We start from the raw sequence: 24,952 nt of genomic DNA on the forward strand, positions 1-24,952 counted from the left end.
CCAATGGTTGAAGTTAAACTCCATGATATTGGGGAAGGGATGACGGAAGCGGATATTAACTGTTACCTCGTTAAAGCTGGTGATTTTGTTAAGGCTGATGACCCCTTGGTTGAGGTTCAGACAGATAAAATGACCGCGGAAATCCCTGCTCCTAAATCAGGAATAGTAAAAAAAATCCTTTTAAGCCCAGGTGAAACCGTAAAGGTTGGAACCACGCTATTGATTATGGAGGATATGCCTTTAAACGATGCAGAAACCTCTGTCGAAAAGCTTGATTTGAAGGATAGCCATATCAAAGCAGAAGCTCAGCCCAAGCAAGTACTGAATTTGCCGAATCAGCCTATGAAGGGTGTTTTACCAGAAGGTGATAGCAAGAAGCCAAATCGTATTTTAGCATCACCTTATACGAGGAAAATTGCCCGGGAAAATAACATCAATATATTAGATGTTGCCGGTTCAGGACCTGCCGGGCGAATTGTTGATGAAGACATCTTTACTTTTATTAAAAGAAGAGATTCAAAGGTTGCGAACCATTCGGAAGCTGCTTCTGAATTATACGTTCCGAAGGTTTCAGAATATGGTTCCGAAGCAAAGGTTCTGAATGATTCGGAGGTTGGTTCTGAACTGACTAGGAATGAGGTTTCGAAGCCTTCAGAAGCACTTCATTCTGATACATTGCCATTTAGAGGCCGAAGGAAGCAAATCGCGAAGAAAATGGTCCAGTCACTTTACACGATTCCGCATTGCACTCATTTTGAAGAGATCGATGTAAGTGATCTGATCAGCTTCAGGCAGGAACTTAAGGAAGTGGGACATTCGATTTCGGCCACTGCTTTTTTCATCAAAGCCTTGTCAATCGGCTTAAAAGAATTCCCTGTATTCAATGCGAAACTTGATGAAGAAAACGAAAGCATCCAGCTTTTGCGTGAGCACCATATCGGAATCGCGGTCGATACCCCTGATGGACTGATCGTTCCAGTCATAAGGAATGTTGAGCAGAAAAATGTAAAGCAAGTCCATGAAGAAATGAAGAGGCTGACAAAGCTTGCATTAGACGACAGGCTTACGGTCAAGGATATTTCTGGTGGAACTTTTACGATCAGCAATGTTGGACCGTTTGGCGGAAGCATAGGTGCGACACCGATTATCCAGCATCCGCAGACAGCTCTCGTTTCCTTCCATAAAACAAAGAAGCGTCCGGTTGTGACTGAGCAGGATGAAATTGCAATCCGTTCGATTATGAATCTATCAATGGCGTTTGATCACCGGGTAGCGGATGGGGCGACAGCTGTTGCTTTTACAAACCGCTTTGCCCAGCTGATTGAAAATCCGAAAATGATGCTGCTGGAGTTGATGTAAATGGTCGTGGGTGAACTTGCACATGAAAAAGATCTAGTCATCATTGGCGGAGGACCTGGCGGATATCATGCGGCAATCAGGGCAGCGCAGCTTGGAAAAGATGTCACTTTAATCGAAAGAGACCAGCTTGGCGGCATTTGTTTGAATAAGGGCTGTATACCTTCGAAGGTGATGGCCCATGGCGCTGAAAGGCTAATGGCTGCCAAGCAAGATGCGATGCTTGGTATTGAATCTTCCGGGCTGCATTTTGAGATTCAAAAGCTTCGAAGCTATAAAGATCAAGTCGTCAAGCAGCTTCGTGATGGAGTCGAAGCATTATGTAAGGCGAATAAAATCGAAATTGTGAAGGGCAGCGCCTTTTTCCTGTCGGATGATAAAATCGGCGTTGAAAATGAAGACAGCTATGAGGTTTATCGATTCAACGAAGCTATCATCGCTACTGGAGGTACTCCAGTGAACTTGGACGGTGTACCAGGTACTGATGAGAGAATAATTGATATCTGGTCCATCGCCGATCTCGCTGAAGTACCGGAAAACTTCATTGTGCTTGGAAATGACTGTATCGCATTGGAAATGGCGATGGCGTTCCAGGCATTTGGTTCAGACGTCACACTCGTTTTAAATGAAGGAAAAGAGGGTTTTTCATTCGACTCAAGCATTAATAGAGAATTGAACAGAGTGTTAAAGAAGTCTGGTATCTCAATTGTTAAAGGCTTCTCGTTTGTTGGAGTCAAATTAACAGAAGAGGCAGTTACGGTTAAACTTGAAGGATCAAAGGGTCATAAAACGGTTGAAGGCAGTCATTTGTTTTATTCTCTTGGGGTCAAGCCTCAAATCGATCACTTGGGTTTAGACAGGCTTGGAATGAAAAGATCCGCAGACGGTTTTATTTTAACAGACCAAACAGGCCGGACCTCGATCGAGAGGATCTTTGCAATCGGCGATATTACAGAAGGACCACAGCTTGCAGTCAAGGCAATTAAACAAGGCAAGGTGGCTGCGGAGACAATTTGCGGCAGACCTAGTGAATATGACCTTACTTTTATTCCACATATTGCACGGACACTACCGCCGATTGCCTGTGCTGGGTTGACTGAGCAGGAAGCTGAGCTGCAAGGATATGAAGTTGGCGTTGGTGAATTTTCAATGTCTGCCAACGGGTTCGCGACGATTCTTGGTAAAAAAGAAGGCCTTGTGAAGGTAGTCTTTGATAAGGAAAGCGATTTGCTGTTAGGCGTCCATTTGATCGGCAATGGTGCAGTTGAATTGATTTCAAACGGGATACAGGCTTTGGAGATGGCAGCGCGTGATGAGGATATAAAGTTCCCGTCATACCCGCATCCAAGCATAAATGAAGCATTGCTTGAAGCTGTTGAGGCGTTTAAAGGGGAAGCGATTCACTGCGTGCCGAAGAAGCAGAAGATGAAGGTGTAGAGTTGTTTTTTAGAGACTGACCTTGTAGCAGGTTTTTCCCTGGGGATTTGGCTGTCCAACTAATCATTTCAATTTGTAAAAAAGATCTAACTAGTTAAAACCTGCTCAACAAGTAATAAATTCGTTTCTACTGGTAATAAATCCGTTCTTACTGGTAATAAAATTGATTTTACTGGTGATAAATTGAATGCAACTGGTAATAAACCAAATATAGTCTAGGATCAAGCCAAGTTTTAACTCAATAGATTAACATTACACTTATCCGAAGATTCCATCTGGAGAAAAAAGCACTTCGAGTAATGAAAAAACGACTGCAGCTAGTGTGTAAATCAATCAAACTGGTGAAAAAAGCTCTCGATTGGTGAAATGTTAAAAAAAAGATAAAAAAGTATCTCTTTTACCAAAATCAACTCGCTTTTCTCAATAATTTGAAATGATTAAATAATAAGCGGTCATTAACCTGATTCATGGTCGATCTTGTCACCTACGATAAGTTTCCTTCACCGCGTAAAAGCATTATAGCTTTACATCGTGTTCTTGAGAGCATGGCAAAAGTTAATGTAAAATAATTTTTAATATTATAAATATTTTAATTGGAGGTTTTAGGATGCAAGAGAAAGTAATGGTTTCTGGCCAAACGAATGAAGATTTTTTTCCTGTTAAGGATGTAGATTATCTAGAACTTTATGTAGGGAATGCAAAACAGACGGCTCACTTTTTCCAGACAGCTTTTGGCTTCAAGGTTGTAGGATATTCGGGGCTTGAAACGGGCAATCGTGAAACGACATCGTATGTCCTTCAGCAGCGTAAAATTCGCCTTGTGGTGACGGGCACTTATAGTGACTCCTCTCGTGTTGCTCAGTTTGTAAAAACTCATGGCGACGGCGTTAAGGATATTGCGTTGGCAGTTGATGATGTCGAAAAGGCTTATCAATCTGCAGTTAGCCGAGGCGCGATTGAAATCCAGCCTCCGCATGAGCTTTCAGATGAGCATGGCACTTTGAAAAAGGCAATCATCGGAACTTATGGTGACACGATCCATACACTTGTTGAAAGAAAAGATTACAAAGGATTTTTCATGCCAGGATTCGTAGAGCATGAATCGAAGGTACCTTTCGAGGATGCTGGCTTCATCGGCATTGATCATGTTGTTGGCAATGTTGAGAGAATGGAAGAATGGGTTAACTATTATGCAAATGTCATGGGCTTCAAGGAAATGAAGCATTTCACAGATAAGGATATTGTGACTGAATATTCAGCGCTTATGTCAAAGGTTATGCACAACGGCGGAAGAATCAAATTCCCAATCAATGAGCCGGCTGAAGGAAAGCGCAAGTCACAGATTCAGGAATACCTTGAGTTTTACAATGGTCCTGGCGTTCAGCACCTTGCCATCCTGACCGAGGATATCGTCAGCACTGTATCAACTCTGCGCAAAAACGGCGTAGAATTCCTAAGCACTCCTGATTCTTATTACGAAATGCTGTCAGAGCGCGTTGGGAAAATTGATGAAGAAATCGATAAGCTTAAAGAGCTTAGCATTTTAGTAGATCGTGACGATGAAGGCTATCTGCTGCAAATTTTCACTAAGCCAATCGTAGACCGTCCAACCTTGTTCATCGAAATCATCCAGCGTAAAGGCGCAAGAGGATTTGGTGAAGGAAACTTCAAAGCCCTATTTGAATCAATCGAGCGTGAACAAGAAAGACGCGGCAACCTTTAAAGCCGGAACAAAAGGGGGCAATCGCTCCCTTTTCGTCTTATTAAAGAGTGCTATCAAATTAGGGGGATTAACATGAATGTAAAAGCACGAGCAGAGCTAGAAGGAATTACACCATATGCCCTCGGCCAGACAATAGAGGAAATCAAAGAGCAATATGGAATCACCACAGTAAGAAAGTTATCCGATAACGAGAATGTGTATGGTACTTCACCATTGGTCCGACAGGCGATCATTCAAGAAACAGCGAATCTTTGCTTGTATCCGGATGGGTTGACCTCGAAGGTAGTTGGAAAATTATCCTCACATTATCAAATAGAACCTAAGCATTTTCTTGTATCAAATGGTTCAGAGGAAATCCTCAGACTTCTTACAAGAGCGTATATCGATAAAAATGATGAAGCCGTAATGGCTGAGGTGACTTTCCCGCGTTATAAAACGAATGTGTTGATCGAAGGCGGTAAGGCTGTCACCGTGCCAATGAAAAATGGCAGGCATGACCTTGAAAAAATGCTGGAGGCAATCACTGATAAAACAAAATTGGTATTTGTCTGCAATCCGAATAATCCAACAGGAACGATCGTGGCCAAACATGAGCTGTTGACTTTTATCGACAGTGTTCCTTCTAATGTATTAATCATCATGGATGAAGCTTATTTCGAATATGCAGATTCAAAAGACTATCTTGATACAATGTCACTGCTTGGTCAATATGAAAACCTTGTGATCCTCAGGACTTTTTCGAAAATTTATGGTCTTGCAAGTCTTCGCATCGGCTATGGAATCATGCATGAAAAAGTAGCAGGGGAACTTCATAAAGTACGTGATGTTTTCAATGTTAACCAGCTGGCGCAAGCGGCAGCTGTGGCTGCCCTCGAAGACCAGAAATTTGTAAAAGAATGCTCAGCTAAAAATAGCATTGAAAGAGATTTTTTGAGCGCTAAATTCAAGGAGCTGAAAATTGACAGTTTCCCATCACAATCGAACTTTTTATATGCGTTCACGAACAAACCAGTTATCCAGAAACTTACTGAAAATGGCATACTTGTGCGCCAGATGCAATTGCCTGGCTATAAGGAAGCGTTCAGGATTACGCTCGGAACTCATGAGGATCATGAATTCATTTTGCAAGTTGTCGGCCAGCTTTTTCATGAAAGGGCGGTGTAGGCTTTGGAAATCAAAACGGACTCCCTTGAATGGAGAGACGCGTATAAACTGCTGCAGGGCTCAATTCTTCCTCGGCCGATTGCTTTCGTATCAAGCCTGGATGAGAACGGCAATGCCAATCTTGCTCCATTCAGTTTTTTTACTGCGATCAGTGCCGATCCGATGATGGTCTGCTTTTCGCCGATGAGAAGAGGGACGGATGGCGCGAAGAAAGATACGTTGAAAAATATTGAAAAGACAAAGCAATTTGTCATCAATATTGTCGGTGAGGAATTCGTTGGGCAGATGAACGAGTGCGCGACAGAGTTCTCTTCAGAAGTGGATGAATTCGAAGCCTCAGGTCTTACAAAGGAAAAGAGCGCAGCAGTCAAGGCGCCTAGGGTCAAGGAATCTCAGGTGCATCTCGAATGTGAATTGGATCAGGTCCTCCATTTCGGCGGGGATCATGCAGGTGCCGGAAGCCTGGTAATTGGCAAAGTGATTCATGTCCATGTGAATGACGATTTATATGAAAGCGGCAGGATTAACTCAGAAAAATTAAACCCTGTCGGCAGGCTTGCTGGTGCTACTTATACACTCCCTCTGGCAAAAACGTTTGAACTGCAAAGAAAATAGGTGATGTCATGAAATTCATTACGTTTATGAAAAAAGATGGCTCGGTCAGTGCGGGCTGGATTATTTCCAGAAATATGGCAGTGGATATGCACGAAGCCTCAAATGGCACATTGCCGGATAATATGCTTGCCTTCATAGAAAACCATGGAAAGTACATGGAATATATTGAACAATATAAAGGGTTAATTGAAACGGGGAACGGCTCTTATCCATTGGAGGATGTCTCGTTAAAAGCTCCGCTGCCAAATCCAAAAAGCGTCCGCGATTTTTACGCGTTTGAACAGCATGTAAAAACGGCACGTGAGAACCGCGGCCTGGAGATGATTCCAGAATGGTATGAGATTCCTGTATTTTATTTTACCAACCACCTTGCAATCAAGGGGCCAGAAGAAGAGATCAGAAGACCTAGGGCCTGTGAATGGCTCGACTATGAGCTTGAAATTGCCTGTGTCATTGGCAAGGAAGGGCGGAATATCAAGGCTGAGGATGCTGAACAGCACATATTTGGCTTTTTTATCATGAATGACTGGAGTGCCCGCGATTTGCAAAGGAAGGAAATGACCGTTGGACTGGGCCCTGCAAAAGGGAAGGACTTTGCGACGTCCTTTGGTCCATATTTGATTACAAAGGATGAACTTAAATCGCTTAAAGATAAAAAGGGCTATGATCTCGAAATGACTGCAAAAGTAAATGGCAAGGTGCTTTCAAAAGGGAATATGAGGGACCTTTACTATTCCTTCGGAGAAATGATTGAGCGCGCTTCTGCAGGCACGACCCTTTTTCCTGGGGAAGTCATCGGATCTGGTACTGTCGGGACTGGCTGCATTCTGGAGCTTGGAACGGATGTGCACCGCTGGCTTGAACCAGGTGACGAAGTTGAACTAGAGATTACTGGACTTGGTGTCCTGAAAAATAAAATCATAGAAGATTAGAAGGAAGGTGTTTTCATGTATTACCGCCAGCTTGGAAAAATCCCGAAGAAACGGCATACCATTTTCAAAAAAGAGGATGGTTCGCTTTTCAGGGAGCAAGTGATGGGAACGAAAGGATTCTCTGGATCTCAATCAATCCTTTATCATCACCATATGCCGACAGAAGTTGCGAAAAGTGAATTGATCGGCAGTTATCTTCCTGAATATGAAGAGCAGGAATCTTTGAATCACAGGCATTTTTTAACCGATCAAATCACGAAAACCGGGGATGCCCTAAATGGAAGGGAGTATATTCTCGGTAATGATGATCTGTTGATTGCAACTGCGAATATCACGGAGCCGATGAAGCAGTTTTACCGCAATGGTGATGGGGATGAGATGCTTTTCATCCACCATGGTTCGGGACAGGTGGAAACAATGTTTGGAACATTGGACTACCGCCCTGGCGATTATGTTGTGATTCCGATTGGAACCATTTATCGAGTTGTGCCTAATACAGCGGAACTCACCAAGGCTCTAATTGTTGAATCGTTCAGCCAGATTACGACACCTCGCCGCTACCGGAATGAATATGGGCAGCTGCTTGAGCATAGCCCGTTCTGTGAACGTGATATCCGTGGACCTGAGACGCTTCAAACATTTGCGGACAAAGGCGAGCATGAAGTCATTACCAAGACACGCGGATATCTTCACCGCCACGTTTTGAACCACCATCCGCTTGATGTAGTTGGCTGGGATGGCTATCTGTATCCATGGGCCTTCAATATCGAGGATTTTGAGCCAATAACGGGACGGATCCATCAGCCCCCGCCAGTACATCAGACATTCGAAGGCAATAATTATGTTATTTGTTCATTTGTACCGAGGCTTTACGATTACCATCCAGAAGCGATTCCGGCACCTTACTACCACAGCAACGTCAACAGCGATGAACTTCTGTACTATGTGGAAGGCAATTTCATGAGCCGCAAAGGAATCAAGGAAGGATCGATCACTCTGCACCCAAGCGGAATCCCGCATGGCCCGCATCCTGGTAAAACAGAAGCGAGCATAGGCAAGAAGGAGACGTTGGAGCTTGCTGTGATGATCGATACCTTTAAACCGCTAAAAACAGTAAAGCAAGCGAAAGATATTGAAGACGAACAGTATATGTATACATGGATTGAAAAATAATTCATAATGCGCACACCCTTAAGATAGGGTGTGTATTTTTTATTCTGGAATTGGTTATTTTCACCTGAACGGAGGGAAATCCATAAATAAACCATATTATCTTTGGAAACACTAACAAAATCCATTTCGGTTTAGGAGGATTTGACAGTGACTTTATCTATATTTGCCTTAGGCGGCATTAATGAAATCGGCAAAAATATGTATGTTGTTCAGTATGATGACGATATTTTTGTCGTCGACTGCGGTGGTAAATTTCCGGATGAAAGTTTGTTAGGGATTGATTTAATTATCCCGGAATTAACCTATCTTGAAGAAAATAAAGAAAAAATCCGTGCTCTTATAGTGACACATGGGCATGAGGACCATATTGGCGGGGTTCCATATTTCTTTAAAAAATTAAATGTTCCTATTTATGCGACTGATTTTACATTAGGACTAATCGAACTGAAATTAAGCGAACATAGGCTTTTAAGAGATACTGAACTCATTAAGGTTCATTCTGATTCAAAGATCGATTTCGGCCAGGTCAAAGTTTCATTTTTCAAAGTTAGCCACAGCATTCCAGATTGCCTGGGAATTGTATTCCACACACCAGAGGGAAATGTTGTACATACGGGAGATTTCAAATTTGACCTGACACCAGCAAATGATGAGCAGTCTGAGATTCATAAAATGGCCCAAATCGGGACGGAAGGCGTAACGGTTTTATTATCAGAAAGCACAAACGCAGAACGGACAGGATTGACACCATCGGAACGGATGGTTGCAGGCCATCTGGAAGAAGCATTTATGAAGGCGGACGGAAAAATCTTTGTTTCTACTTTTGCATCGAATGTAAATCGTGTACAGCAGGTTGTTGAAGCTGCAATCAAGACCAACAGAAAGCTTGCATTACTTGGCCGGAGCATGGTGAATGTTGTAGATGTCGCAATCGAACGCGGATACTTGTATGTACCAGAAGGCATGCTGATTGAGCCAAAGGTCGTCGACCAACTGGATCCTGAAAAGGTAGCGATTTTATGTACGGGAAGCCAGGGTGAACCAATGGCTGCTCTTGCTCGGCTTGCGACCGGTAATTTCCGCGATGTTTCCATTTACCCTGGTGACACAGTGATCATGGCAGCTTCCCCAATTCCAGGAAATGAAAAAGATGTATCGCGAATTATTGATAATCTTTTTAAACTAGGCGCTAAGGTCATATACGGTTCCGGCAGCACGACAGGAATGCATGTTTCTGGCCATGGCTACCAGGAAGACTTGAAGCTGATGCTTACGTTGATGAAGCCGAAGTATTTCATCCCGATACACGGGGAGTATCGTATGCTGCATCATCACCGCTTGCTGGCTGAATCGGTCGGAGTGGAGAAGGGAAATACTTTTATCATAAAAAATGGTGATGTAGTTGATATAGAAAATTCAACTGCGAGACAAACTCGCAGTATTCCAGCTGGGGATACGTATGTAGATGGTGTAAGCGTTGGTGATGTAGGGGAAATTGTCCTGAGGGACAGGAAACAGCTGTCTGAGGATGGTATGCTCGTCATCGTGTTAACACTGAGCAAATCAGAACGGAAAATCATTTCAGGACCTGATACCATCTCGCGTGGATTTGTCTTTGTTAAAAACTCAGAGGATTTAATGAGAGAAGTAAACAGAATTGTCACTAAAACAGTTACGGAAATGCAGGAAGATAATATATACAGGTGGAACGTAATCAAGCAAGGAATCAAGAAAGCAGTTGGCCAGCATATATTCCAGCAGACAAGAAGAAAGCCGATGATCCTGCCGATCATAATTGAAATATAATATGAATTTCCAAGTCCACATCGAAAATGATTTGGACTTTTTTTCTTACCATGTTGTTATTGGATTTGCTACGTATATGGTCGATGCGAAACTCAAAAGTCTAAATAAACACAGCATTAAATTAACATAATTTAAATAATGTCTTTGGTGTTGACATAACACTAAAAGGTGTTACAATTTCATTATGACACTAAAAGGTGTTATTAAAATTTGGAGGTTTTCAAATGCAAACATTACCTGAAATCCGCAAGACGGTTTTACTCAATGCACCAATTGAAAAAGTATGGAAAGCGGTTGCTACATCTGAAGGGATTGCTGGATGGTGGATGCCAAACACATTTTCACCTGAACTGGGCAAGGAATTTATTCTTCATGCAGGTCCATTCGGAGATTCTCCTTGCAAAGTAACTGAGTTGGATCCCCCAAACCGTTTAGGCTTTGACTGGGGTAAGGATTGGCATCTTGTATTTGAATTGAAGCAGATTGATGAAAAAACGGAATTCACTTTGATTCATTCTGGCTGGGATCCTGAAAAGGCTACTGAATTCGGACAGCCTCATTCAATTGTTCAGGGTATTATGGACAGTGGCTGGGATAAGATTGTGAAAGAAGCGCTTCCAGCCTACCTGGAGGCGTAGCATGGGTGCCGCTGAGGCAAAGCATGATGTCTTTCAGGCAATAGCTGATCCAACCCGCCGCAAAATATTAAAATTGCTCGCCGACCAGGAATTGCCGATCGCTTCCATAACTGATAGCTTTCCAATCACTCGAACCGCTGTGAACAAACATCTTTTTGTTCTGTCAGAAGCAGGGCTGGTTTCGAGCAGGAGGATTGGAAGGGAAACTCGTTTCTCACTTCAGCCGGAGCCGCTGCAGGAATTAAAAGAATGGTTATCCTTTTTTGAACTTTATTGGGATAACAAACTTACTGCACTGAAGAACTTCGTAGAGTCTGATGAATAATCGAAAAAGGAGCTAGGTGAATATGGAGAAAGTAACCCCGTTTTTAATGTTTGAGGGTCATGCTGAAGAAGCGATGAAATATTATACTTCCTTAATAGAAGACTCGGAAATTACCAGCATTGCACGATATGGTGCTGAAGGACCTGGCAATGAAGGAAGTGTCATACAGGCTACCTTCACTCTTAAAGGACAGGAATTCATGTGCATAGACAGCAATATTTCGCATGCATTTACCTTTACACCGTCGTACTCCATGTTTCTGACCTGCAGCAGCGAACAGGAAATTAATGATCTATATGAAAAATTATCCGAAGGCGGAAGCACCTTGATGCCTCTTGGGGATTATTCCTTTAGTAAGAAATTTGGCTGGATCGTGGACAAGTTTGGCGTTTCCTGGCAGCTTACTCTCCCATTTTAAAAGTAAAGCATGGAGTCATCTCCATGCTTTTTTTGTGCTTTCATACTTAACAAAAGTTGAGATAAAGTCTACACTATTAACATTGATTCTTTTAAGTTGTTTTCTCATGACTTTTCAACATGATTTATATCACCTGCTTAATCGATATTTAGAAAAGAGTTTAAATAAAATAAAGCATCCTTTGGAAGGAGCAGACCATGGACATAAAATTAAACCATAAAATGATAAAAGATTTGTGCGGAACTGTTTCCTTCAAGCGTGGGGATGCTTTTTTTCGTGCAGATAAGGTGAAATTTGTAAAATATACCCATGATCAAGTGGAAGCGACTGTAACAGGTGCGGATGAATTCCATGTCACTGTAATAGCCAATGAAAATGGTGGATTTGTCACTTCTTGTACTTGTCCAAAATTGGCTTCCGTGAAAAATGAATGCCAGCATACCGCAGCTGTTTTATTGGCTATAATGGATCAACAAAAGCAACTCCCTACAGCTGCTCCTTCTTATCATGATTCATTAAATGGACTTGCAGATGGCCTGCTGTCAATTTTCAGTGAGCAGCCACGCAGGTCCAGCGGGCACCAGCTGCATTTCGAAACAAGAAAAGTGTTAAATGCAGAGTTCCTATTACAGCCGATTGAGACTAGCGACAAGCAAAGCATCATGAGTATTTCCATGAAGATTGGTTCTATAGCAATAAAGGGCATAAGTGCGTTTTTAAAGGGTGTAAAAGAAGGGCATGTGTATCCACTTTCAAGTTTGTTCACATATGATCCAATGCTGCATTGCTTCCAAAATGAAGCGGATGCCATCATTCAAAAGTTGATCCATGTTGCAATGGATTCCGAGTCATTGCCAAATGGCATAGAAAGAAATGATGAACATTTAGTAATAACGCCTACTATATGGACTCAACTGCTGCCTTTGCTAATAAAGGCACCCCATATAAAGCTTGTGCATAATGGTGAAATATTTGATGGACTTTCTGTAACCAAGGGGAAATTGCCATTAACATTTAATTTTGAAATAACAGAGCAAAAGGATTATCGCCTGAAAATAAAAGGAATCAAACTGCTTACAGTAATGAACTCATATGATTCTGTTTTATTTAATGGCCAGGTTACACAGCTTGAGACTGCTGATTGTGCCCGTCTGTTTGAGCTAAAACAGATGATTTTGACAACAGGTACGGAACAGATTCCGATTACGAAGGATCAAATCGGATTCTTTGTTGAAAAAGTGGTTCCTGGTTTGAGAAGACTAGGTGAGGTACAAATTAATGGCGATATCTCGAAGCAGTTTATGAAAACACCGCTGGCTGCGAAATTGTACCTTGATCGTGTAAATAATCGCCTGCTTGCGGGACTGGAATTTCACTATGAGAATATCGTTCTCAATCCATTTGATGGCAGGGAACCAAAGACAGGATCATTGTTGGTCAGGGATACGGAGAATGAAGATTTAATCCTTGAAATGATGGAAGAGAGTTCGTTTGCAAAAACGGAAGGCGGATATTTCCTGCATAATGAAGATCTTGAGTATGAGTTTTTGTATCATATGATGCCAAAGCTTCAGAAGCTAGTGCAAATATACGCCACCACTGCGGTGAGGAATCGGATATTCAGGGAACCAGCACGTCCGCAAATCAGGGTCAAAGTGAAAAAAGAGCGGACCAACTGGCTGGAGTTCAAATTCGAAATGGACAGTGTCCCGGAGAGCCAGATTCGTGAGCTTTTGGAAGCACTTGAGGAAAAACGGAAATATTTCCGCTTGCGTAATGGTTCCCTGATGTCACTTGAGACAAGGGAATTTGAAGAAATCCAGCGCTTTTTAAAAGCTGGCCCCATCCAGAATGAGGACCTAGAAAAGGGCTTGAACCTCCCGCTGATCCGGGGAATGCAGGTCCTTGATTCAGTCGATGATCAAGCTGTTTTTATGCTAGAGGAATCATTCAAAGAATTTTTAGCCGAAATCAGTCTTCCAGGAAGCAATAAATTCAAATTGCCAGAAAAACTTGATACGATTTTGCGGGATTATCAGAAAGAAGGATATCAATGGATGAAAATTCTCGCAAGCTATGGCTTTGGCGGGATCCTTGCCGATGATATGGGACTGGGAAAAACATTACAAAGCATTGCTTACATTGCCTCAGTGCTTCCAGATTTAAAGAAAAGGAAGCTCCCAGTATTGATTGTTTGTCCATCATCTTTGACGTATAACTGGCTAAGTGAGTTTATGAAATTTGCCCCGGAAATTCAAGCTCTTATCATGGACGGAGAAAAACAAGAACGGGCAAAGCTGTTTAAAGAAATTAACGAAGTGGATGTTGTCATCACTTCATACATGCTTTTGCGCAGGGACATTCATGTATATGAAAAACTGTCCTTCCATACGATCTTTTTTGACGAAGCGCAAGCCTTCAAGAATCCTGTTACTCAGACGGCCAAGGCTGTACTTAAGTTGCAGGCTGAACATCGCTTCGCTCTCACGGGTACTCCTGTTGAGAATTCAATAGAAGAATTGTGGTCTATATTCCGGGTTGTATTCCCTGAGATCTTTAAAGGGTTGAAAGAGTACAGCCATTTGCCAAGAAAAACAATCGCACGGCGGATCCGCCCCTTTTTACTGCGGAGGATAAAGGAAGACGTTCTTGGAGAGCTGCCGGAAAAAGTAGAGTCCATTGACACGGCCGAATTGCTGCCTGAACAGAAAAAGCTTTATGCGGCATATCTTGCGAAGCTTCGCCATAAAACCCTGAAGCATCTGGATAAAGATACAATCCGGAAAAATCGGATTAAAATCCTGTCTGGCCTGACGAGATTAAGACAAATTTGCTGCCATCCCGCTCTGTTTGTTGATGGGTATAAGGGGAGTTCAGCTAAATTTGAGCAGCTTCTTAAAATCATCGAAGAAGCAAGACTTTCTGGCAGAAGAGTCCTTATTTTCTCGCAGTTTACAAAAATGCTTGGACTGATAGGGAAAGAGCTGACATACCAGGGCATACCCTTTTTTTATCTGGATGGGCAAACTCCTTCTGAGGAACGAGTGGAGACATGCAATCGATATAATGAGGGAGAGCGGGACTTTTTCTTGATTTCGCTGAAGGCTGGCGGGACCGGTTTGAATTTGACAGGTGCCGATACAGTGATTCTCTATGATTTATGGTGGAACCCAGCGGTTGAGGAGCAGGCTGCAGATCGTGCTCACCGGATGGGTCAAAAAAATACAGTACAGGTAATTAAGCTCATTGCCAGGGGTACAATCGAGGAAAAAATGAATGAACTTCAGGATCGAAAAAGAAATATGATTGAAGAGATTATAGAAGAAAAGGGTACGGCAGCACTGACTGAAGAAGATATCCGGGAAATCTTGATGATTTAGAGCTCATAGAGAGTTGTAACTTTAAGAATAAAGAAAATAAGCCGATAATAATTCTGATATTCTTTTAAAGACTGAATGCATAAAGAGGAGAGATTTTATTGGCTAATAAAGGATTAAATGTGGGGAAACAGGCGCCGGATTTTACTTTGCCTGGCACGAACAATAAACTATATACATTATCAGACTACAGTGAGCAGCCGGTCATTCTCATTTTCTTAAGGGGAACGTGGTGACCGAATTGCCGGAATCAGCTGGTCCAGCTGAACGAATTTTATGATGTTTTAATGGAAAAAGGGATCCAGATCCTGGGGATTGCCGGACAGAACTTAAATGGAATTCAGGCATACGTGGAGAAGGAAGGAATCAAGATACCGATCCTTTCGGATGAAAAAAGAGCAGTCATCAAAGAATACGAGGTATTCGTCCCAATTAAATGGGATAGCTTCCGAATCGCGATCCCAAGTACATACGTTTTGGATAAAAACCATACAATCCAGTACAGTTATATTGGAGATTCTCAATTTGACCGTCCTGCGGTAGAAGAAATTATCCAGATAGCCAAAAATCAAGAGGCCACATCTGAAGGATTAGAACAAGCTGCAGATATGAGCCAAGCTTCGGTTTTTGTTGGAGCGATGAAGGAGACATTCAACGACATCGTTTTCTCGACCCAAACAATCAAGCAAAGCGTTAACCACAATTTATCTTCAATTGACGAGCTGGCTGCTCAGTTCGAGCAGAACAATGAGGCACTTTCACAATTTTTCTCTGTCTTCGAGCAGATGGAATCCAAAATAAATACGTATAGTGATACGATTCGCAGAGTGGTAGAGGATACGTCGGCTATCTCTGCCGATAATAAACAGGCTTCAGCGCATATGGCACAGACTTCTGAATTGCTTAAGGAGCTTGTGAGCCTGACGCAAATGGTAGGCAGCATCAGTTCAACGATTTCTGGGATTGCCGCGCAGACGAAAATCCTGGCCCTTAATGCATCAATCGAGGCAGCACGTGCCGGTGAGCATGGAAAAGGGTTTTCTGTAGTGGCAAAGGAAGTTGGAAAGCTTGCGACTGCATCAGCCGAGGCTTCGCAAGATATTTCAGCTCAGCTCAATGGAATCGAAACTAAAATTAACTCGAGCTTCGATTCATTTAAGGATTTTGATGGTTTAATGCATCAAATTGATGCCAAGGTTCAAGGTCAAAACAAGGAATTAAATGATGTATCTTCAGGAATCCGGTCCATTCGCAATGAAAGCTCTGAGCTTGCTGAAAGCCTTAGAAAGATGACAGAACAGCAGCAGATGCAACAGAAAAGGATTTTGTCTGTTAAAGAGCAGGAGTATACAATTGCGTCTGAAATAGAAGGAATCCACAAGGACATAGAGGAAAATAATAACCTTCTCCTAGAATTGGATAAAAGGGTTTAAGATTTATTGGCGGAAAATCATTTAGTGAACTTGAATTAATCGATAATTTTTCTCCAAAAACCCCCTTGTGCTATACAAGGGGGTTAACTTGTTTCTTTTAACTTACATCATTTTTTCAATATCAAGATAATGCCTTAGGGTTTGTTGCAGTGTTCCTCTTGTCTCTGCCTTCTGGACAAAGTTAATTCCTGTATGGATCATATTTCTCACTAGCTCAGGACGCATTCCTGTAATCACAGCCTTTGAGCCCATCATGTTGATGCCATTCAATACTTTTTGGAAATGGTCAATGACGTTTTTTTCCATGTCAGCAATACCGGATAGATCCATAATCAGAGTTTGGACTTTAAGACGGGAAATATCCATAAGGACTTTTTCTTCGATAATCTGCATACGATATTCATCAATCATGCCAATCAAAGGCAATACTGCCACTGAAGTGCTGATTGGAATGATCGGAACAGATAAATGTTCAACTAATTTCCTCTGAGAGTTCAAAAGCTCATCCTTATATTTGGTATAGCTCAGGAAGAATGTATTTAAAAATTGGTCAACCTGGTCGTTTATTCTCTTTTCCAGCTCGAAGAAATCGTTTTTATCACTAAATGTCCCGTTCATAATTTCAAACTGATTCAAAAATTGCCATAATGTACGTCTGATTGCCTGTACCCATTCCAATTTGAAGGCAACAGTCAAGGAATGTTCTGCCCAAGCAAAGCCCTCTATCTCAGCAAAAGCAATTAAACTTTCTTCATCCTGTTCTACAATATATCCCACTAATTTTTCAGCGTTTTTTAATAGGTCGATGTTGCCTCTCTGCAAAATATCATGGATTTTGGAAGCTACATTAACAGCTTCTGATAATAACTTCTTTTCGAAAATTTCCCTGTTAGCTCTAATGAATTCGATTACATCATCTTTTTGAACATAGGTAGCTTCGGCTTCCATTATGTGCACTCCTTAGAAAAAATCAATTTTATAAGTAAATGAGGAAATATTAGTTTACACCATCAATATAAGGAAAACCTTCCTGTAAGCTACTTTAGCAAAGCCCGTTCGCAAATTCAAATATTTGCAGGAGCCATGATTTAAAATAGTAGTTTGGAAGGAATTCAGCTGTCTTTCAGCGAAATGAAGAATGAATAAATTATATCGTAAATTTAGGTGGAATAAAAATGATACTAACTGTCAACGTCGAAAAGATCATTTCCAGGGATTGTGACGATGTCTTTGAAGCCATATATAACCCAGCACAGATGCGCCATTATTTTATTTCAAGCGGCAGCGGCAAGCTAGAGGCCGGCAAGGAAGTAATCTGGAGATGGGAGGATGTTGGCGCTGAATTGGCCATTAAAGTTTTACAGGCAGACAAGGAAAGGAAAACCATCGAATTTCATTGGGATGCAAGTGGAAGTGAAACCAAGGTTCAAATCATATTAGAGCAAGCTGGGAAGAAAACAGTTGTCAAAATACATGAGACAGGCTGGGAAAGTAACGAGGAAGGGATTCAGCGTTATGGACAGCAAATCCAAGGATGGGTTGACATGGTTACATGCATGAAAGCTTATTTGGAGTTTGGAATTAATTTAAGGGCAGGCAAAGTAGTTGAGGAATGAATGAGTGGTTATTTTTATATTGATGTAATCTCGGTCGGCCACGATTAAGGAAAAATAGTTAAAGATCTTGTAATGAACTTGATCTGCTGGGGATGGTTTCATCTAAAAAGAGAATAGAATGGGAGATTTTAAATGAAAGTCACACTTAAACCAATTACAAAAGAAAACTGGGAAGAAGCCATCGATTTAACCGTTAAGGAGGAGCAGAAGCATTTTATCGCTTCAAATTTATATTCGATTGCGGAAGTCCAGTTTCTTGGAGATTTTAAAGCATCGGGAATTTATTATGATGAAAAGATGATTGGGTTTGCGATGTATGGCATCGACCCGGATGACAATAATTTTTGGATTTACCGTTTAATGATTGATCAGGCATATCAGGGTAATGGTTTTGGAGCAGCAGCAGTAAAATTAATTGTCGAAGAGATTAAGAGCAACAACTCAGCTTATATTCCTTTTATCATGATTGGCTACCATCCAGAAAATGAAGGGGCACGGTATGCATATAAAAAGGCTGGATTTGTTGAAACTGAAAGGGCACCTTGGGGTGAGCAGCTTGCTGCGTATAATTTAGGTGAATCAATAGTATCAGCGGAATAAGATGCAGGATATAAAGAAAGCCAGCATATGGTTTTTACCAAGCTGGCTTTCTGTTTTAATTATGAAGCTTTATTGATAACAGATGAAGATTTTCCTGGTTTGAAGACGCCTTCCCATTTTGCAATGACAATTGCAGCAAGAGAATTTCCCACGACATTCACAGCAGTTCTTCCCATATCTAGGATTCTGTCAATACCTGCTATGAATGCCAAGCCTTCAACAGGGAGTCCTACTGTACCGAGTGTTGCTAAAAGAACGACGAAGGAGACACCAGGAACTCCGGCAATCCCTTTTGAGGTCACCATTAATACAAGCATTAAGGATACTTGCTCACCGATACTCATATCGATACCGTACATTTGGGCAATAAAAATCGCAGCCAGTGCCTGGTACAGTGTGGAGCCATCCAGATTAAAGGAATAGCCAGTTGGAATGACGAAAGAAGTAATATGCTTAGGTGCTCCTTCTTTCTCCATTTTATCCATAATTCTTGGCAATACCGTTTCGGAGCTTGCCGTCGAGAATGCTAAAATTAATTCATCTTTTAGAGTTAAAATTAATTTAAAGATGTTGTAGCCTGCGATTCTAGCTACAAGGCCCAGCACACCGATTACAAAGAAAATCATGGTTCCATATACTGTCAAGACCAGTTTGCCGAGAGGAATCAAGGATTCTAGGCCAAATTTAGAAACAGTTACACCAATTAGGGCAAATACACCGAATGGTGCGAACTTCATGATTTGGTTTGTTGCATAGAACATTGCATCAGCCGTTCCCTGGAAAAATGCGATAACAGGCTTTCCTTTTTCACCAATTGCAGAAATCCCTAGTCCAAATACGAGGGAAAAGAAAATGATTGCCAGCATGTCGCCTTCTGCAATCGCTGCAATCGGATTGGTTGGCACGATCTCAACCAATGTCGTAATCATCGATTTTGTTTCCTGCGTTTCCGCAGTATTTACATAACTAGCAATATCGGTTTTATCGAGTTCGCTCATATTTACTCCAGCACCTGGATGGAATACATTTGCAGAAATGAGCCCTACGATAATCGCAATGGTAGTGATGATTTCGAAATAAAGGAGCGTCTTACCGCCAATCTTTCCTAACTGCTTAATGTCGCCGACACCCGCTACAGCCACAATGATACTGGCGACAACGATCGGTACGACGATCATCTTAATCAAACGGAGAAAAATATCTCCAATTGGCTGCAGGTATGTAGCAACCGCAGGATTTCCAAAGAATACTGCCCCCGCAATAATACCAAGAACCAGTCCGATAAAAATTTGACCAGCTAAACTGATTTTTTTCATCTGTATTTCCTCACCTTCTGTAAAATTCTATGCTGAAAAAGCAATTGGCAAGGGAAACATGATTTTTTCCTCCGCAAAAAAAGACACTTTGGGTGCCTTTTACAGAGTATTCTCCTCTGTTCCCTTAGTCGCTTACGAGGTTAGCTGCCGGGTTAGGAATTGGAAACACAAATCCCCTTCGTAAAGAATTCACCCCTGGCGGAAACCGCCGATTGGTTCCCCCGTTCTTATAAAAGATTAAGCGGTAAATATATTGAATTTATATTATATCAATATTATTAATATGTAAATGTTAATTGATTTCCAGAGTATAGTTTTCTATTGAAGAATTAGAAATCATTGGGTAAGTTTGATATTCCTTATGTGTACTTTGAAGGCAGGAAACATTTAAGCATCCGCGAGATGGCGGTTGTTGCTGACTGTGTAGATAAAGTCGATAGGAAGAGAGAAGCTGAAGCGAGAGGTATAGAGGCTTAATTACGGGTGAAAATCATTTATATTGATAACAAATATGCTAAAAAGATATATTAGCAGAAAATAGATTATGTATGAGAAACAAATATTTCTCTGATTTGGCTATCCCACTCAGCTCCAGCGTATTTATTGAAAAAAACATGGATGAAAGTCAGGTTTGTAGGTGGACTCAAGCTACTAACTGTATTGATTCAACAGGAAAAATGGTGACTTTAAGATCTCTTAATAAAATGGTTCTGTTAAAGCAGAATGTTTATTTATAAAGCCAGTTGATTGTAGTGGAAGGCGCGTAGACTCCTCCGAAAATGCTAACGCATTTCCATCGCGCGTGGGCGGATTCGAGGAAGCTATTCAGTGTCCTGCGGGCTCAACGCCAGCCCCGCGGAAAGCGAAGCGCCTGGAACGAAAATCAACAGTCAGGTTTAACAGAGCCAATAAATACTAGATCTTTTTCAGCAGCCAGCTTTGTTCCAGCCAATCAAAAGTACGTAAAATAAATAAAAATTTGTCTACTAGGAGATATGGAAAATGAATAATCAAGTATATTTGGTCAAACCAACAGTTGAAATGGAAAAGGAATATTTAGATTTTTACCTTGAATGGAAGGAAAGCGGGGAAGTGATGATTCCTTGGGTGATTGAAAAGGATCCAACTGATTTTCATGGCATGATCGAGTTTTTGCGGAAAAGTGAGAAGGGTGTAAATCTTCCAGAGGGCTGGGTTCCAGACTCTACTTATTGGCTGGTAAATGGAGAAAATCGGGTCTTAGGAGCAGTGAACATTAGGCATGCACTTACAGAAAGACTATTTAATAGCGGCGGACATATTGGCTATGGAATCCGACCGTCTGAACGCCGCAAAGGCTTTGCAACTGCAATATTATCATTAGCATTAGAAAAGACAAGGAAACTAGGGATTGATAAGGTCCTAGTTGTCTGCGATGCGACCAATATTGCATCAGAGCGGACAATTTTAAAAAATGGCGGTCAACAGGATGTGAGTTTTACAGAGGAAGATGGCAATATTGTCAAACGGTATTGGATAGAACTTTGATGGCCAGCTGTCAACAGAAGAAAAAACGAGGCGAACTGCTGAAAAAATGAGTGCAATTGGAAATAAGCGCCACTTACTGGTGAAAAAGAAATATTTTTCGGATTTCCTAATTATAGTTCCAACTGGTTTTTGGCATGACAGGAAGAAGTAGCGAGCAATATTTGCAGGATTCATAATGAGTCCACATAAGTAGGCAATAGTTATCGTGAACATGATATTTGCTTAATAAAAAGGAGAATTTTAATGCTGTTTCAAAGCGGAAAGTTAAAAGTGCGAGAATTAGAAAATAAGGATGCTGCTTTATTGGCTAAGTGGCTTTTGAATCCAGCAGTACTTGAGTTTTACGAAGGACGAGATTGTTCTTTTGATTTGGAAAAAGTTAGGGATGTGTTTTTTACATCCGATTCTGGTGAAACGCGATGCATTGTTCTATTTGAGGACCAAGAAATAGGCTACATTCAATTTTATGAATTGGCAAAGTCGGACTGCTATAATTTCGGTTTAGACATATCTGATATCATATACGGAACAGATCAATTTATTGGGGAACCGGAATATTGGAACAAAGGTATCGGACAGATCTTAATGCGCTCAATGCTTGACTATTTGCTGGGTCAAAAAGGAGCGGACCTTGTCGTTGTCGATCCGCAAACCTGGAATGAAAGGGCAATAGCCTGTTATGCAAAAGTGGGTTTCACAAAGTACAAACTCTTACCAAAACATGAATGGCATGAAGGAGAACTTCGGGACAGTTGGTTGATGCAATATAAAGCAAAAAAATGTTAATTTTCCTGTCCAGAATTTTTACCAGAAAGTATGTGTGTAACTACGCCGGAAAACGAGCCTAAAAACGCGCTGCCAATTATATCGGACGGATAATGATGTCCAATCCATATCCTTGAGAATCCTGTTAATCCAGACATGCTGAACATGAAGATTCCCAGTGTTCGATGATACAAGAAAATGGTTGTAGAGACAGCAAAGGCGAGCAGTGTATGTTTGCTTGGGAAGGTTGAATCCATCTTTGAGGGGATGAGGATTCCCACGCGTCTTTTCTTAAAAGGCCGGGGTTTATAAACAAATAACTTAAATAAAAAATGGATAAATAATGCATATAAGATTGAGCCGCCTGCTTCAACAGTTAGTCTCTTCTTAAATCGGTTTTTGATCAAAAATACAACTAATAGCGAAATATATAGATAGCGTATTCTATTAGAAATGAGAATCATCAATTTATCAACGATCCAATTGTGTCCTGACAGCTGATTGATTAACTGAAATAGTCTAAGGTCCATAGGAGAACTCCTTAAGGTTATTTTAGTTATTTTTTCCGCTAAGATATGAAACATGTATGGAAATAACCTTAAATAGCTGGATAAATCAGGATAACATCTAAAGTTTTAGGAGGGGGCGAGCAATGGAGCAATTATGGAATTGAAAAGGGTAAAAGACATTAATGAAAAACTGATCTTATCGCAAAATCATAGCAGCCAACTATTCAAACATACAAAAAGGCTGGAATTAGTGAAAGACATAATCTAACTTTTAATTTTTGTGAATCCATAGGAATTGAAGATAGAAGAGGATTTTTTGAAGAGGTTTAAAACTTTCCCAAGTTGATTTTCACCAAAAAAAAATCAAGCACTCGTGTAGCTGCTTGAACAATAATGCAGCAAACTTCTTTCTGTCATGCTGAGGTATTGGTTTTTTCATTGCCGATATCCTCCGCGCCTCGGTTACTGTTGTCTACTCTAAACAATTCAAGCCCCCTTAGTAATGCATCTCCACCAAAGCCAGCCATAATTGACATCAAAAATACTCTCAAAAGTGAATCAGCCTCTGACGATACTACGAGTAATGCAGCAGTTAAGGACCCCGTAAGAATTTCTTCTAAAAAACCAAGATAGATGAACTTCTTCGTTTTTCTGGGCATGATGATCTTGCCTCGTTTTCTTACATGGCCCGTCAATCCTACAAAACCACCAATCAACATTGCGAAAATAATGTTTTCTGACATTCTTCCTCACACTCCTAAAGTCTAAATTTTTGTGGCTGACCTTAGGTAACTCTTGGTGTATTACTATTATACATATTTCAATAGGAGAAAAGCATGTGTAAATTTAACGAATTTTCAGTACATTAAAATTAGTAAAATCTATGTGTAACTTTTTCTGGTAATGCTTTTTTAATGTAATAATTGGACGTCCTGAAAAAGTTACAGGTCCTTAGACTCAAAGGAGGATTTAATATCAGTTGAAGAGAAGATGTATAAAACAAAATATAAAGGAGCCAAACATGTTCATAATTAATGTTGAGGGTGCCATATTTCGCAACGGAAAGTGGCTTATCATTGAAAGAAGTCAAAAAGAGAAACACGCAGGAGGCCAATTATCATTAGTAGGCGGTACTGTGGAGAAGGAGGGCAATACAAAGGGCTTACTTGAAAGAACACTAAAAAGAGAACTGTATGAAGAAGTCGGAGTTACGATTAAGGAAAAAGTTCAGTACGTTCGCAATACAACTTTTATGCTTGTGGACGGTAAAGAAGTAATGGATTTTGTATTTCTTGCTGAGATCGAGTCTGGTGAACCTTTTGCCAAAAGCACGGAAGAAGTTGAAGAGGTATTATGGCTTACAGCCGATGAAATTTATGTCCATCCAAAGTCACCAATCTGGCTGAAGGAAAGCATTCAAGAGGCTGAGGTAATAAAACATAGCAAAAAAGCAACAAACCTTTAGCTGCCTGGTTAGGCAGCATTCTTTATAAAAAGGAAATATAAGCCATTATAGAGAAATATTATATTAATAGTGTCTGCTAGCGTAATTCATAAGAAAATTTAGTGGTGAAAGGTGAGGGGTGCTGCAGTGGATGTAATGCAACAATTCACATCACTATTCAAGTCAGTAAAACGAGGAGAGCGGTTTGTTTTAGGAATTGATGGCTTGAGCAGGTCAGGGAAAACAACATTTGTTAAAAGGCTCGGCAAGGTATTAGAGAACCTGAACATTCCGTATCGCATTCTGCATATAGATGATTTCATTGTAGATAGCTCAAAACGTTATAATACCGGCAAAGATGAATGGTATGAATATTATTCTCTCCAGTGGGATGTACTCTGGCTTAAAGAGCATTTATTTGAAAAACTTCCTATTTCGGATACTCTATTTCTGCCTTTTTATAATCATGAAAAAGACCAGCAAGAATTGAAAGAGGTAGGGCTGAAAGATGCATCAGTGGTTATTGTAGAAGGCGTTTTCCTTTTAAGAGAGGAATGGAGAAGTTTATTTGACTATACTATATTTCTTGATTGTCCAAGGGAAGTCAGGTTTTCCCGTGAAAATAGTGATACACAACGAAACCTTCAAAAATTCGAACAGAGATATTGGAAGGCAGAAGATTATTATTTGGAGACCGAATCACCGAAGGACAAGGCGAATTTTATTATTCCCTTTCAGCTATTATAGAGTAACTTGAGATAGCATCAAAAATAAAGCC

24 protein-coding genes and 1 riboswitch are annotated in these 24,952 nt (G+C 40.9%); of the genes, 20 read left to right on the forward strand and 4 right to left on the reverse strand.

Annotated features, from left to right (window positions below; genetic code table 11):
• The first annotated feature begins 3 nt into the window (after nt 1–3).
• The 13 genes from AABM38_RS09430 (at nt 4) to AABM38_RS09490 (ending at nt 16,397) form a co-directional block, all read left to right on the forward strand.
• Entirely contained in the window at nt 4–1,359 is a 1,356-nt protein-coding gene (locus AABM38_RS09430; RefSeq protein ID WP_423410131.1) for a dihydrolipoamide acetyltransferase family protein, read from the forward strand.
• Nucleotides 1,360–2,793, forward strand: a complete 1,434-nt coding sequence (gene lpdA, locus AABM38_RS09435; protein WP_423410132.1) for a dihydrolipoyl dehydrogenase — start codon at nt 1,360–1,362, stop codon at nt 2,791–2,793. It begins immediately after the preceding gene.
• A 607-nt stretch (nt 2,794–3,400) separates the two neighbouring features.
• Nucleotides 3,401–4,516, forward strand: coding sequence for a 4-hydroxyphenylpyruvate dioxygenase (hppD, locus tag AABM38_RS09440; RefSeq protein WP_423410133.1), 1,116 nt, complete (start codon nt 3,401–3,403; stop codon nt 4,514–4,516).
• A gap of 72 nt (nt 4,517–4,588) precedes the next feature.
• Nucleotides 4,589–5,680, forward strand: coding sequence for a histidinol-phosphate transaminase (hisC, locus tag AABM38_RS09445; protein WP_423410134.1), 1,092 nt, complete (start codon nt 4,589–4,591; stop codon nt 5,678–5,680).
• Between the two features lie 3 nt (nt 5,681–5,683).
• The gene (locus AABM38_RS09450) at nt 5,684–6,295 is read left to right on the forward strand and encodes a flavin reductase family protein (RefSeq protein ID WP_423410135.1); all 612 of its coding nucleotides are present in this window, start codon (nt 5,684–5,686) and stop codon (nt 6,293–6,295) included.
• 8 nt (nt 6,296–6,303) lie between these two features.
• Nucleotides 6,304–7,227, forward strand: a complete 924-nt coding sequence (locus tag AABM38_RS09455; protein ID WP_423410136.1) for a fumarylacetoacetate hydrolase family protein — start codon at nt 6,304–6,306, stop codon at nt 7,225–7,227.
• Nucleotides 7,228–7,242: 15 nt separating this feature from the next.
• The gene (locus AABM38_RS09460; RefSeq protein WP_423410137.1) at nt 7,243–8,400 is read left to right on the forward strand and encodes a homogentisate 1,2-dioxygenase; all 1,158 of its coding nucleotides are present in this window, start codon (nt 7,243–7,245) and stop codon (nt 8,398–8,400) included.
• A gap of 198 nt (nt 8,401–8,598) precedes the next feature.
• The gene (locus AABM38_RS09465; protein WP_423410702.1) at nt 8,599–10,206 is read left to right on the forward strand and encodes a ribonuclease J; all 1,608 of its coding nucleotides are present in this window, start codon (nt 8,599–8,601) and stop codon (nt 10,204–10,206) included.
• Nucleotides 10,207–10,430: 224 nt separating this feature from the next.
• On the forward strand, nt 10,431–10,844 hold the full coding sequence (locus tag AABM38_RS09470) for an SRPBCC family protein (RefSeq protein ID WP_423410138.1): 414 nt from the start codon (nt 10,431–10,433) through the stop codon (nt 10,842–10,844).
• A gap of 1 nt (nt 10,845) precedes the next feature.
• Complete coding sequence (locus AABM38_RS09475) at nt 10,846–11,169, forward strand: ArsR/SmtB family transcription factor (RefSeq protein ID WP_423410139.1); 324 nt, start codon at nt 10,846–10,848, stop codon at nt 11,167–11,169.
• Nucleotides 11,170–11,191: 22 nt separating this feature from the next.
• Nucleotides 11,192–11,587 (forward strand): VOC family protein, encoded by a 396-nt coding sequence (locus AABM38_RS09480; RefSeq protein ID WP_423410140.1) that lies wholly within the window; start codon nt 11,192–11,194, stop codon nt 11,585–11,587.
• 197 nt (nt 11,588–11,784) lie between these two features.
• A complete protein-coding gene (locus AABM38_RS09485; protein WP_423410141.1) occupies nt 11,785–14,967 on the forward strand; it encodes an SNF2 helicase associated domain-containing protein in 3,183 nt (1,060 codons plus the stop codon).
• A 119-nt stretch (nt 14,968–15,086) separates the two neighbouring features.
• The gene (locus tag AABM38_RS09490) at nt 15,087–16,397 is read left to right on the forward strand and encodes a methyl-accepting chemotaxis protein (protein ID WP_423410703.1); all 1,311 of its coding nucleotides are present in this window, start codon (nt 15,087–15,089) and stop codon (nt 16,395–16,397) included.
• A 102-nt stretch (nt 16,398–16,499) separates the two neighbouring features.
• Here the strand turns inward: AABM38_RS09490 and AABM38_RS09495 are convergent, their stop codons facing one another.
• Nucleotides 16,500–17,345 (reverse strand): STAS domain-containing protein, encoded by an 846-nt coding sequence (locus AABM38_RS09495; RefSeq protein WP_423410142.1) that lies wholly within the window; start codon nt 17,343–17,345, stop codon nt 16,500–16,502.
• Nucleotides 17,346–17,572: 227 nt separating this feature from the next.
• On the opposite strand from AABM38_RS09495, the gene AABM38_RS09500 reads away from it, so the two are divergent.
• Together AABM38_RS09500 and AABM38_RS09505 are read left to right on the forward strand one after the other, a co-directional pair.
• Complete coding sequence (locus tag AABM38_RS09500) at nt 17,573–18,013, forward strand: SRPBCC domain-containing protein (protein WP_423410143.1); 441 nt, start codon at nt 17,573–17,575, stop codon at nt 18,011–18,013.
• A gap of 132 nt (nt 18,014–18,145) precedes the next feature.
• The gene (locus tag AABM38_RS09505; RefSeq protein WP_423410144.1) at nt 18,146–18,613 is read left to right on the forward strand and encodes a GNAT family N-acetyltransferase; all 468 of its coding nucleotides are present in this window, start codon (nt 18,146–18,148) and stop codon (nt 18,611–18,613) included.
• A 59-nt stretch (nt 18,614–18,672) separates the two neighbouring features.
• On the opposite strand, the gene AABM38_RS09510 is transcribed toward AABM38_RS09505, so the two are convergent.
• Complete coding sequence (locus AABM38_RS09510; RefSeq protein ID WP_423410145.1) at nt 18,673–19,929, reverse strand: cation:dicarboxylate symporter family transporter; 1,257 nt, start codon at nt 19,927–19,929, stop codon at nt 18,673–18,675.
• A 114-nt stretch (nt 19,930–20,043) separates the two neighbouring features.
• Nucleotides 20,044–20,183: riboswitch (cyclic di-AMP (ydaO/yuaA leader) on the reverse strand.
• An 85-nt stretch (nt 20,184–20,268) separates the two neighbouring features.
• Here AABM38_RS09510 and AABM38_RS09515 point away from each other — a divergent pair.
• From AABM38_RS09515 to AABM38_RS09525, 3 genes are all read left to right on the forward strand, one after another.
• The gene (locus tag AABM38_RS09515; protein ID WP_423410146.1) at nt 20,269–20,406 is read left to right on the forward strand and encodes a hypothetical protein; all 138 of its coding nucleotides are present in this window, start codon (nt 20,269–20,271) and stop codon (nt 20,404–20,406) included.
• Nucleotides 20,407–20,931: 525 nt separating this feature from the next.
• Nucleotides 20,932–21,456: a GNAT family N-acetyltransferase gene (locus tag AABM38_RS09520; protein WP_423410147.1), complete on the forward strand. Its 525-nt coding sequence runs from the start codon at nt 20,932–20,934 to the stop codon at nt 21,454–21,456.
• A gap of 243 nt (nt 21,457–21,699) precedes the next feature.
• On the forward strand, nt 21,700–22,242 hold the full coding sequence (locus tag AABM38_RS09525) for a GNAT family N-acetyltransferase (protein ID WP_423410148.1): 543 nt from the start codon (nt 21,700–21,702) through the stop codon (nt 22,240–22,242).
• Here the strand turns inward: AABM38_RS09525 and AABM38_RS09530 are convergent.
• Nucleotides 22,239–22,751, reverse strand: coding sequence for a phosphatase PAP2 family protein (locus tag AABM38_RS09530; RefSeq protein WP_423410149.1), 513 nt, complete (start codon nt 22,749–22,751; stop codon nt 22,239–22,241). The genes AABM38_RS09525 and AABM38_RS09530 overlap by 4 nt on opposite strands.
• Nucleotides 22,752–23,143: 392 nt before the next feature.
• The gene (locus AABM38_RS09535) at nt 23,144–23,473 is read right to left on the reverse strand and encodes a DUF4257 domain-containing protein (RefSeq protein ID WP_335377439.1); all 330 of its coding nucleotides are present in this window, start codon (nt 23,471–23,473) and stop codon (nt 23,144–23,146) included.
• A 278-nt stretch (nt 23,474–23,751) separates the two neighbouring features.
• Between AABM38_RS09535 and AABM38_RS09540 the strand changes: the two genes are divergently transcribed.
• Complete coding sequence (locus tag AABM38_RS09540; protein ID WP_423410150.1) at nt 23,752–24,195, forward strand: NUDIX hydrolase; 444 nt, start codon at nt 23,752–23,754, stop codon at nt 24,193–24,195.
• A 135-nt stretch (nt 24,196–24,330) separates the two neighbouring features.
• Complete coding sequence (locus tag AABM38_RS09545) at nt 24,331–24,921, forward strand: kinase (protein WP_423410704.1); 591 nt, start codon at nt 24,331–24,333, stop codon at nt 24,919–24,921.
• Nucleotides 24,922–24,952 lie beyond the last annotated feature (31 nt).

This window comes from Heyndrickxia sp. MSNUG, from assembly GCF_049532715.1.
Taxonomy (GTDB): Bacteria; Bacillota; Bacilli; order Bacillales; family Cytobacillaceae; genus Mesobacillus.

Excerpts from the sequence above, each read along its gene's own strand:
- AABM38_RS09430 (WP_423410131.1), top strand. The coding sequence starts at position 4 with ATGGTTGAAGTTAAACTCCATGATATTGGGGAAGGGATGACGGAAGCG.
- lpdA (WP_423410132.1), top strand. The coding sequence starts at position 1,360 with ATGGTCGTGGGTGAACTTGCACATGAAAAAGATCTAGTCATCATTGGC.
- hppD (WP_423410133.1), top strand. The coding sequence starts at position 3,401 with ATGCAAGAGAAAGTAATGGTTTCTGGCCAAACGAATGAAGATTTTTTT.
- hisC (WP_423410134.1), top strand. The coding sequence starts at position 4,589 with ATGAATGTAAAAGCACGAGCAGAGCTAGAAGGAATTACACCATATGCC.
- AABM38_RS09455 (WP_423410136.1), top strand. The coding sequence starts at position 6,304 with ATGAAATTCATTACGTTTATGAAAAAAGATGGCTCGGTCAGTGCGGGC.
- AABM38_RS09460 (WP_423410137.1), top strand. The coding sequence starts at position 7,243 with ATGTATTACCGCCAGCTTGGAAAAATCCCGAAGAAACGGCATACCATT.
- AABM38_RS09465 (WP_423410702.1), top strand. The coding sequence starts at position 8,599 with ATGTATGTTGTTCAGTATGATGACGATATTTTTGTCGTCGACTGCGGT.
- AABM38_RS09470 (WP_423410138.1), top strand. The coding sequence starts at position 10,431 with ATGCAAACATTACCTGAAATCCGCAAGACGGTTTTACTCAATGCACCA.
- AABM38_RS09475 (WP_423410139.1), top strand. The coding sequence starts at position 10,846 with ATGGGTGCCGCTGAGGCAAAGCATGATGTCTTTCAGGCAATAGCTGAT.
- AABM38_RS09480 (WP_423410140.1), top strand. The coding sequence starts at position 11,192 with ATGGAGAAAGTAACCCCGTTTTTAATGTTTGAGGGTCATGCTGAAGAA.
- AABM38_RS09485 (WP_423410141.1), top strand. The coding sequence starts at position 11,785 with ATGGACATAAAATTAAACCATAAAATGATAAAAGATTTGTGCGGAACT.
- AABM38_RS09495 (WP_423410142.1), bottom strand. The coding sequence starts at position 17,345 with ATGGAAGCCGAAGCTACCTATGTTCAAAAAGATGATGTAATCGAATTC.
- AABM38_RS09500 (WP_423410143.1), top strand. The coding sequence starts at position 17,573 with ATGATACTAACTGTCAACGTCGAAAAGATCATTTCCAGGGATTGTGAC.
- AABM38_RS09505 (WP_423410144.1), top strand. The coding sequence starts at position 18,146 with ATGAAAGTCACACTTAAACCAATTACAAAAGAAAACTGGGAAGAAGCC.
- AABM38_RS09510 (WP_423410145.1), bottom strand. The coding sequence starts at position 19,929 with ATGAAAAAAATCAGTTTAGCTGGTCAAATTTTTATCGGACTGGTTCTT.
- AABM38_RS09520 (WP_423410147.1), top strand. The coding sequence starts at position 20,932 with ATGAATAATCAAGTATATTTGGTCAAACCAACAGTTGAAATGGAAAAG.
- AABM38_RS09525 (WP_423410148.1), top strand. The coding sequence starts at position 21,700 with ATGCTGTTTCAAAGCGGAAAGTTAAAAGTGCGAGAATTAGAAAATAAG.
- AABM38_RS09530 (WP_423410149.1), bottom strand. The coding sequence starts at position 22,751 with ATGGACCTTAGACTATTTCAGTTAATCAATCAGCTGTCAGGACACAAT.
- AABM38_RS09535 (WP_335377439.1), bottom strand. The coding sequence starts at position 23,473 with ATGTCAGAAAACATTATTTTCGCAATGTTGATTGGTGGTTTTGTAGGA.
- AABM38_RS09540 (WP_423410150.1), top strand. The coding sequence starts at position 23,752 with ATGTTCATAATTAATGTTGAGGGTGCCATATTTCGCAACGGAAAGTGG.
- AABM38_RS09545 (WP_423410704.1), top strand. The coding sequence starts at position 24,331 with ATGCAACAATTCACATCACTATTCAAGTCAGTAAAACGAGGAGAGCGG.